The following is a 9,475-nucleotide window of genomic DNA, read 5'->3' as shown; positions in this document are numbered from 1 at the left end:
GTCATTTGTCATTTGTCATTTGTCATTTGTCATTTGTCATTTGTCATTTGTCATTTGTCATTTGTCATTTGTCATTTGTCATTTGTCATTTGTCATTTGTCATTAGTTATTAGTCTTTTGGCTTTTGTTTTTTGCTTTTTTCACCTGCCAATAACCAATGACAATACAACTCTTGGAGAGGCTGCGTCAACGGCTTACCTCGACTTTGCTCGGTACAAGTCGCTCAGTACAAGTGACCAATGACCAATGACCAATGACCAATGACAAATGACTAATGACAAATGACCAATTATTATTCTTCCACGCGATAGCCTAACTCTGCTAAACTAATCCGCGACTGTCGCCATTTTGGCTGGACTTTCACAAACAATTCTAAGTAAACTTTACCAGCGATTAACTTTTGGATTTGTTCGCGGGCTTCACTACCAATTGCTTTGAGCATCGCTCCACCTTTGCCGATGAGTATGCCTTTTTGAGAATCACGCTCGACGTTGATGGTAGCAAGTACACGGGTAATGCTGGGAGTTTCTTCTACTAGATCAATGGCGATCGCTACTGAATGGGGTACTTCTTCACGAGTCAATAATAAAATTTGTTCTCGGATCAATTCACCCATAATAAAGCGTTCTGGCTGGTCAGTTACTAAGTCTGGAGGATAATATAATGGCCCAATTTCTAAATGTTTAATTAATAATTCTTGAAGTTGCGGTAATCCGGTACTAGTCTTGGCAGAAAATTTCACGATTTCCCATTCATGGGATTGGGCCATTTGGGCGTAACTATCATCTAGAAACTGCGAATCAGCCGGTTGTTGGTCGGTTTTGTTCATACCCAGAATTACTGGTGTTTTGCTGCGACTAAGCAATTCGGCAATGTAGCGATCGCCCGATCCACAAGCTACAGATCCATCTACCACAAATAACACTACATCTACCGATTCAATGGCAATTTTGGCATTTTGCACCAATACTTCGCCCAATTGATGATGGGGCTTATGAATTCCTGGTGTATCTACAAATATTAACTGCGCTTCTGGTGTAGTTAATACACCGCGCAAACGGTTACGTGTAGTTTGTGCTACTGGTGATGTAATGGCAATTTTTTGTCCTACTAACTGATTCATCAAAGTAGATTTACCGACATTTGGACGACCAACAATGCCGATAAAACCTGATTTGAATTCAGGAGGAGCCTGGGGAATTGTTACTTCTTCTGAAAAAGAGAAAGTGTAATTTTCAATACTAGTCACCTTTGGCTCCACCCTCATATTTTCTAGCTGGGATAACTTGGTTTTTTCTTAGACACAAAACAAGCATAAAATTACCCTGGCATTTTTAGGGTTTGCTTTTGCCGAGGTTTAATCTACTACTTGCTCTACACTTATATTTTACAGCTGAGATAACCTTAGTTGTAGTATTCAAGAGTCAGAATTCAGTAGTCAGAATATTAAAAAAATTAAACTCAAAGTTTACCTCATTTCATCGCCGATCGTACTAAACCCACATAAATTTTGACTTTTAGCTCAAGAGGTGCTGAATTTTTAGACTTTGTTTTGTTTTTAGATCCAAAAGAAACATAAAATTACTTTGGCATTAACAGAGAGGACTTTTGCTTGAGTTTAATCTACTGCTAACTTTGGCTTAAGTTTCATCGACTACTTAACGTATACATTTGGATCAAAATGTCAATAAAAAATGTGGGAGAACCCAAACGCATAGGAATTCTTACGAGTGGAGGTGATTGTTCTGGTTTAAATGCTGTGATTAGGGCTGTAGTAAATTGTGCTGTAAATACTTACGGCTGGGAGGTTTTAGGAATTCGTCAAGCGACTCTAGGATTAATGGCGCGTCCGCCGCAATTTACCAACCTGGAAGTTGACCGAGTTGACTCATTGTTAACTGCGGGTGGCACAATGTTGGGGACGACCAATAAAGGCGACCCTTTTGCTTTTCCGATGGCGGATGGAAGTTTATGCGATCGCTCCGAAGAAATTATTGCGGGTTATCATGAGCTAGGTTTAGACGCTTTGATTGGTATCGGCGGCGATGGTAGCTTGGCAATTTTGCGTCGCCTAGCTCAACAAGGTGGTATTAATTTAGTAGGTATTCCCAAAACCATTGATAACGATATTGGCGTTACCGAACACGCCATCGGTTTTGATACAGCAGTCAATATTGCCACGGAAGCACTAGACAGGTTACATTTTACTGCTGCAAGTCATAGCCGAGTCATGATTTTGGAAGTAATGGGTCGTGATGCTGGACACATAGCAATAGCTGCGGGAATTGCGGGGGGAGCGAATGTAATTTTAATTCCCGAAATTCCTTACACAGTTGAGCATATTTGCCACAAAATCAAAGAACGCCAAGAGAAAGGCAAAAACTATTGTTTGATAATTGTTTCTGAAGCGGTTCGTACCCACGATGGGGAAAATGTGACGATTACAAACCGCTTAGGTCAATCTCGATATGGCGGAATTGGTGAATATTTGGCAGATAAAATTATTGAACACATCGGTGTAGAAACACGAGTTACAGTTTTAGGACACATTCAACGCGGTGGAACTGCTTCACCACTAGATAGATTAGTTGCAACAGCTTTTGGTGTTGCAGCCGTTAATCTAATTGCAGAGGGTAAATACGATCGCATGGTAACATGGCAAAATCGCCAAGTATTAAGTGTACCAATTATAGAAGCGATCGCTCAATATAGCGCTGTCGATCCCAATGGTACTTTAGTTAAAACCGCTCGTGGTATGGGTATTTATTTGGGAGACTGAATATACATGGTACAGGCACAGCTATGCTGTGCCTATCAAAGTACAAAGTTTATTAGAAGATGTAAATGACGCGGGAATTTTACCACTGGGGAAATAAAATACAGATGCAATAACTTCTTCATCTGCGCGATCGCACAATAATTACTGAGACCATTTCAGATTAATATAATCATAATATTATGTCTGTTAATCTTGTGAGTTTTGATAATGTTTGTTAGCTGTGGTTGGAACAGCAACAAAGTAGTTGAAGTTAAATTGATTTTCAAAAAGCGATCGTACTTCTTTACAAAATAAAAATGCGTAGACGCAACGCGGCTGGACTTACTGACAGTCAAGCTGGTAAAGTAATTTCCGCACAGGAAGTTAGGGCAAAATTAAGAAATTACACCAGTATAAAATGAATAGCGATCGCCATGTCAAAACACCAAAACGCGATTGCATTTATAATTGAATTTATAACCTAAGTTTAGAGTAAGAAAGACAAATTATGAAAAGTGAACAGGAACGCGAACAATTAATTAAAGAGATTAACGTACTGTTAAATCAAGCTTATGATAGTACTTTAGATGAGATTTACGCACTACTTCAAACACTCGAAGAAGAAGAAGAAGAAGAAGATTTAAAAGCCTACGACAAAGCAAAAAAAGAAGCTAATCTTGATAATTCAGTGTCATGGGAAGAAGCTAAAAAAGAACTAAAGACAGGAATAAACAAGGAAGTGGCGTGAGTTATAAAGTTGAAATATCGAGGGGTGCATTGAAGCAACTTAAAAAAATACCGTCAGAACTTCAAGAACGTATACAAATTAAAATTGATGATTTAGCTACAGAACCACGTCCGAATAAAGTTAAAAAGCTAAAAGGGAAAGAAAATGCTTATAGAATTAGAGTAGGTGACTATCGCGTTATCTATGATATTTTCGACGATATTCTAATGGTAAATGTTGTGGAAGTCGGACATCGTAAAAATATTTATAAAGATGAAAGTTGAGAAGCAAGAAAAACTTAGAGCGATCGCACTCCACAAACCCAAACGCGATCGCATTAACTTATTGCTCCTATCTTAATTACGAACTGCTATTCCTTAACTAACAATTCCCAAGACAAACTCACCTTCATTAACAGCTTGATTGGTTGCGACATCATAAACTAATCCATCATGTTGAGCGCAGACATCAATTACACTAGGTAGTTGACCTTCTTTATTAAAACTGAGAATTTGATACAGCTTGTCTCCAGCTTTGACTGTACTACCTAAAGCTATTCTCGATTGAATCATCCCACCTGCGATCGCATAATATTTTTTTCGGTTGCTGCTAGATGCAAAAGTCATTTCATGGGTTTTTGTGTCACTTGATACAGACATTTGCAGTACACCTTTTTGTGCTAAATAATTTTTTACACCCCGTACACCTTTAGCAACTGAATCAGGATTCATTTGCATTCCTGAGCCTAATTCTAGTGTCCAAGCTTCCACATCAAACTTGATTTCTCTACCCAACTCTTTAAAACAAGCTTCCAGCGCTAACCAAGGTTTGATAAAAGCTTCATCAAAAGCATCACCATCGTATTTATTAAGCAAGATTCCAAAATCGAGTAGAAAGTGTTTTGCACTGTCTTCTCGATTTCGGAAGTAATAAACATAGTCTAACGCTTGATTTGTAGAACTATGTAAATCAATTAAGTAGTCTGCATCTAAACTCAGGTTTTGTAACTTGTAGCCAAAAAGCTCAGTGTAGGGCACTGCACTAGGAGAATTAATTTTTTCTAAAATTTTCGCAAATTGTTGCTTAATTATAGTTAGATAATTTTGTCGAACGACCTTTAGATCGATATGAAGTTGAGATTTAGTAAAAGCTACTAAATCATCAGCTTCTTTTTCGTAGTCCCAAAATATGCGATTCCAGTCTTTAGATTCGTAAATGCAGTAACGTCCGGGGGAAAAATGATGAGCGCGTTCATTCGTCCCCATTGGATTACAAACGGGAACTAGCCAAATTTCTCCAGTTAAATCTGTATCATTTATTGTTAATAAAAACTCAATTAGCTGGTGAATAACGGCATTACCAGCAATTTCTGCACCGTGCAGATTAGATTGAATGTAAACCTTTTTACCAGGTTGAGCGCCGATGAATTTGTATAGTTGTAAGGATAGGCGATCGCCCGAAGCCATTTGACGTAATACAATAGTCTCAATATCTGGCTGCATAAAATAATTCGCTGATAATTTGAGTACATTATCGCTGTATCTGTACTGAATTAAAACTCAATCTTCCTCTCTGTGCCTCTGCGTGAATTACTCAAATTAAGCTAGCATCAATTTACCCAGTAACCAGCACAGCAGTAATGGCAACAAATTGGTTGCGAATCACCCATCAAGGCGAAACAATCCAACTTTCTTGGCAACGCGGATACGAAAATCCTCGCCTAGCCCCAGCAGTCCCTTTCCAACAACCCTTCGATGAAGAAAACGCGGCTGAATTGCGCTGGTATTTAGAAGATTATTTACAGTTTCCTTACGGTATTTTTCCAGATAATGCTGCAAAAATCGAACAAAAATTACAGCAGTGGGGACAACAGCTATTTGAGCTAGTATTTCGCAGCACAGAAAAAGGAAGAGAGTTTTTTCAAGAAGCTACACGGGAAGGACTCGATAAATGCGAACTGGGCATCATTTCTGATAACGCTGAAGTGCTGAACTTGCCTTGGGAGTTGCTATATTCCCCCGATTATCAATTTCTTGCACCTTCACTGGCGGGGATGTATCGCAGTCTCAGCACTCAGGGCGTAAAAGCACCATTGCCACCAATGCCCGATGACCAACTGAATATTTTATTAGTTATTGCCCGCCCTTATGATGAGCAAGACGTAAATTTTAAAACCATTGCCCGTCCTTTGCTGGCGGCGTTGCAACCAATACGTCAGCGAGTCAACTTGAAAGTATTGCGTCCCCCTAGCTTGAAAGCGTTTGAAGCAGAACTCCAGGCAAATAAAGGTTTTTACCATATCGTCCATTTTGATGGACATGGAAATTTTGACAGCGATACTCAAGGAGTTTTAGTCTTTGAAGATGAGCAGGGAAACGAGCAACTTGTTAGTGCCAAAGAAATTGCCCAATATTTAACAGATTGTCGCGTGCCGATTTTTGTACTGAATGCTTGCAAATCTGGGCAAGTAGGCGAAGAAGCTTTTTCTTCTGTGGCGGGACAGTTGGTGAAATTGGGGGCAAAGGGTGTAGTAGCGATGGCGTATTCAGTTTACGCCAAAGGTGCAGAACACTTTATTGGGCGGTTGTATGGGGAATTAGTCAGGGGAGAGTGTATCGCCACAGCAGTTGCAGCTGGGCGCAAGTCCATGTCTATTGAAAAAATGCGCCCCAGTCCGAAAGGAAATTTACCTTTACAAGATTGGCTTGTGCCGGTGCTGTATCAGCAGGAACCCTATACGCCTTTTGTTCCTCAAAAGACAGCACCCAGTTTTGCTGATTTGATGGCGCAAGCAGACAACACCCCAGCAAGCAGCAAAGCTGTAGGTTTACCTGATGAAAGCGCTTATGGTTTTATTGGGCGAGATTATGAGATTTTGCGTTTAGAGAGAGCATTTCGGCAAAATCATGTTGTGCTGGTGCAAGGAATGGGCGGGGTTGGTAAAACCGAGTTAGTCGCAGGTTTCGCCCGGTGGTTAGATGATACCCAAGGACGCGAACATATTTTTTTCACTTCCTTTGAACAAGGTGCGGGGTTGAGTCAGGTAATTAACCAAATTGGGAGGGCGTTGGGCGGTGAGAGATTTTCCCAAATGATGCTAGAACAGCAAGAGGCTGTGGTGCGGCAATATTTGCAAACTCATCCTTGTTTGTTGATTTGGGATAACTTTGAACCTGTCAACGGTTTTCCTACGGGGAATGAACCTTTACTGAGTGGGGAAGAAAGAAATAAGCTGAAGCGGTTTCTTAAGGAATTGCGGGGTGGTAAATCTTGGGTATTAATTACCAGTCGCCGCGAAGAACCTTGGTTGGATTGTGGGTATAGTTTAATCAATTTGCGGGGGTTGTCTCAAGCGGATGCCCAAGAGTTAGCCGCGAAGATTTTGCAAACGGTGGGCGTGGAGAGAAAGAACCTGCCAGCAGAGTATTTGGAATTGCTGAAATTGTTGGGAGGACATCCCTTGTCGTTGCGGGTGGTGTTGCTGCATTTAAAGACGCAGACACCCGTGCAGTTAATTGAGGCACTGCGGCGGGGGTTGGATACTTTTAGAGGACAAGAGGAGGAAGGGAGAGAAAAATCTCTTACTGTCTCTTTGAATTATTCTTTTGCAAAGTTGTCGGAACGTACACGACGACATTTACCATTTTTGGCGCTGTTTTCGGAACGAGTTGATGCTGATTGGCTGCATGATTTTTCAAAAAGTCCTGATGGTTACTATGGACAAGTTTATCGAGTGGTGTTTGGAGAGAACTTGCAAAAAGCTGATTGGTTACAGATTCTCAATGAAGCTGCCGCCGCAGGTATTGTGGAATATTTGTTGTGTGAGACTCTCTACAAAATTCACCCTGCATTACCTTGGTATTTGCGCCAGCAGTTAAACAAAATAGCTTCCCACGAGGTGATTAACGAACTGGAAAAAAAGTTGCTGATTTTCTATGCTGATTTAGCAAATTACTACTGTAATCAACTCATCAGCAAGGCAGAAGTAGCAACTTTTGTATTGCAAGTCGAAGCACCAAATCTATTGCAAAACCTGCGCCTAGCTGAACATCAACAGGAATGGGCTTATGCACAATCGATTCTACAAGCCTTGGGAGGAGTGTATGAGCGGATAGGGCGCAAACCCGAATTTAAGTCGCTGCGACAACGGGCGCTAAAGCAAGTCAGTATGCACTTGGTAGATGCAAAAGCAAAGGGTGAAGATGCTTTTAATTTCTGGATGTATTTACGAGTAAATGAAGCTAATGAGGCACTGCAAAATGCTAAGTTGGCAGAAGCTAGAAAAGTCTATCAAGAAATTCTGGATGAACTGATAGGTGTAAATGACCCTTCAGTGAATGGCAAAATTGCCACTGTTAATCATAATTTAGGTTATATTGCCGAAGAGCAGAGGCAGTTTGATGTAGCAGTTGATTACTACAACAAGGCGCTGAAGATACGTGAAGATGCCGAAGATTTGTACAGTGCTGCTAGTGACTATCACCAACTGGGCAATGTTGCCTTTCGGCAGAGGCAGTTTAATATGGCAGTTGATTACTACAACAAGGCGCTGAAAATATATAAAGATGCCGGGGATTTGTACAGTGCTGCTACTGTCTATCACCAACTGGGCAATGTTGCCTTTCAGCAGAGGCAGTTTGATGTGGCAGTTGATTACTACAATAAAGCGCTGAAAATATATAAAGATGCTGGGGATTTGTACAGTGCTGCTAGAGAATATCATCAACTGGGTATGGTAAGCCAAGAGCAGAGGCAGTTTGATGTGGCAGTTGATTACTACAACAAGGCGCTGAAGATATATGAAGATGCTGGGGATTTGTACAGTGCTGCTAGAGAATATCATCAACTGGGTATGGTAAGCCAAGAGCAGAGGCAGTTTGATGTGGCAGTTGATTACTACAACAAGGCGCTGAAGATACGTGAAGATGTCGGAGATTTGTACAGTGCTGCTAGTGACTATCACCAACTGGGCATAGTAGCCCAAGTGCAAAGGCAATTTGATGTGGCAATTGATTACTACAACAAGGCACTGAAGATATTTGAAGATGCTGAGGATTTGTATAGTTGTGCTACTGTCTATCACCAACTAGGCAGGGTAGCCCAAGAGCAACGACAGTTTGATGTGGCGATTAACTATTATCAAAAAGATTGCGAAATTTATGAGCAATTCCGCGATTGGCGTAAAGCTTCATCAACATTAATGCTATGGGGAGAGGTTTTAGAAACTCAAGAAAATTACGCTAAGGCTTTGCAAATTTACATTCATGCTTTATCCATTGACCTAGAGCATAATCAAGATTGGCTTGTTTCAGATATCGATGATTTAGCCCGTATACTCAAGCAGTTAGGAGAAAGCCAGTTTCAAGTTATTTGGCGCGAGGCGATGGGTGAAGAGTGCGCTGGAAAGTTGCGTGAGGATATTTGGGCAGCACGAGATAGGCTATGAAACAGAGTAGTAGGGTGCAATGCAAGATTTATTGCCAACGTCAAACCATTCATAAGTTTTATTTAAGCATTGCTGGCGATGTCTACGACGGGCTACGCCTACGCACAAACCGCACTACCCTAAAGAGCGATCGCATAAGCTTTTGTCAAAAAGTTGTAACCTTAAGGCTTAATGTCGTAACCTTAAGCCTTAATGTTGTAACGTTAAGCCTTAAGGTTATAGTGTTAAGCCTTAAGGTTATAGCGTTAAGCCTTAAGGTTATAAGGTTAAGCCTTAAGGTTATAGCATTAAGCCTTAATGTTGTAATGTTGGTGACGACAAGACATTCACTTATAACTGCGATCGTTGATTCAGGTACTATTTTGCAGCCAGTTCCATCCTTTGAGTCACAGCCAGAGAAGCCGAAAAGACAAACAAAAATCAAAGCTTTGCAAGACTGGTTTGAAAAAACACAACCTACACCTTCTGATTTTGACCCAGACCAAGCCAGATGGGAAGCTTTAAAGGAGAAACATAATCTGTGAAATTGCCTGAAATATTATTT

The 9,475-nt window shown here is 40.7% G+C and carries 7 protein-coding genes; 5 read left to right on the top strand and 2 right to left on the bottom strand.

Going from position 1 to position 9,475, the window contains the following annotated elements; translation table 11 throughout:
• Positions 1–292: 292 nt before the first annotated feature.
• Positions 293–1,267: a GTPase Era gene (gene era / locus RMY64_RS30925; protein ID WP_322683795.1), complete on the bottom strand. Its 975-nt coding sequence runs from the start codon at positions 1,265–1,267 to the stop codon at positions 293–295.
• Positions 1,268–1,696: 429 nt separating this feature from the next.
• Between era and RMY64_RS30920 the strand changes: the two genes are divergently transcribed.
• The 3 genes from RMY64_RS30920 to RMY64_RS30910 all read left to right on the top strand — a co-directional run bounded on the left by RMY64_RS30920 (position 1,697) and on the right by RMY64_RS30910 (position 3,769).
• Positions 1,697–2,779 (top strand): ATP-dependent 6-phosphofructokinase, encoded by a 1,083-nt coding sequence (locus RMY64_RS30920; protein WP_322683863.1) that lies wholly within the window; start codon positions 1,697–1,699, stop codon positions 2,777–2,779.
• Positions 2,780–3,266: 487 nt separating this feature from the next.
• Positions 3,267–3,506: a hypothetical protein gene (locus tag RMY64_RS30915; RefSeq protein WP_322702031.1), complete on the top strand. Its 240-nt coding sequence runs from the start codon at positions 3,267–3,269 to the stop codon at positions 3,504–3,506.
• The gene (locus tag RMY64_RS30910) at positions 3,503–3,769 is read left to right on the top strand and encodes a type II toxin-antitoxin system RelE/ParE family toxin (RefSeq protein ID WP_322673446.1); all 267 of its coding nucleotides are present in this window, start codon (positions 3,503–3,505) and stop codon (positions 3,767–3,769) included. The genes RMY64_RS30915 and RMY64_RS30910 overlap by 4 nt, the downstream gene beginning before the upstream one ends.
• A gap of 93 nt (positions 3,770–3,862) precedes the next feature.
• Here the strand turns inward: RMY64_RS30910 and RMY64_RS30905 are convergent, their stop codons facing one another.
• A complete protein-coding gene (locus tag RMY64_RS30905) occupies positions 3,863–4,987 on the bottom strand; it encodes a succinylglutamate desuccinylase/aspartoacylase family protein (protein ID WP_322702030.1) in 1,125 nt (374 codons plus the stop codon).
• Between the two features lie 137 nt (positions 4,988–5,124).
• On the opposite strand from RMY64_RS30905, the gene RMY64_RS30900 reads away from it, so the two are divergent.
• Both RMY64_RS30900 and RMY64_RS30895 read left to right on the top strand, forming a co-directional pair.
• Positions 5,125–8,931 (top strand): tetratricopeptide repeat protein, encoded by a 3,807-nt coding sequence (locus RMY64_RS30900; protein ID WP_322702029.1) that lies wholly within the window; start codon positions 5,125–5,127, stop codon positions 8,929–8,931.
• Positions 8,928–9,455, top strand: coding sequence for a hypothetical protein (locus RMY64_RS30895; RefSeq protein ID WP_322702028.1), 528 nt, complete (start codon positions 8,928–8,930; stop codon positions 9,453–9,455). Before RMY64_RS30900 ends, RMY64_RS30895 begins: the two co-directional genes overlap by 4 nt.
• The last annotated feature ends 20 nt before the right edge of the window (positions 9,456–9,475 follow it).

Origin of the sequence: Nostoc sp. DedQUE08 (assembly GCF_034530895.1) — a bacterium.
Lineage (GTDB): Bacteria > Cyanobacteriota > Cyanobacteriia > Cyanobacteriales > Nostocaceae > Nostoc.
This window is presented reverse-complemented; position numbering and strand designations above follow the sequence as displayed.

Coding starts and splice junctions, on each gene's coding strand:
- RMY64_RS30905 (WP_322702030.1), bottom strand. CDS start 4,987: ATGCAGCCAGATATTGAGACTATTGTATTACGTCAAATGGCTTCGGGC.
- RMY64_RS30900 (WP_322702029.1), top strand. CDS start 5,125: ATGGCAACAAATTGGTTGCGAATCACCCATCAAGGCGAAACAATCCAA.
- RMY64_RS30895 (WP_322702028.1), top strand. CDS start 8,928: ATGAAACAGAGTAGTAGGGTGCAATGCAAGATTTATTGCCAACGTCAA.
- RMY64_RS30915 (WP_322702031.1), top strand. CDS start 3,267: ATGAAAAGTGAACAGGAACGCGAACAATTAATTAAAGAGATTAACGTA.
- era (WP_322683795.1), bottom strand. CDS start 1,267: ATGAGGGTGGAGCCAAAGGTGACTAGTATTGAAAATTACACTTTCTCT.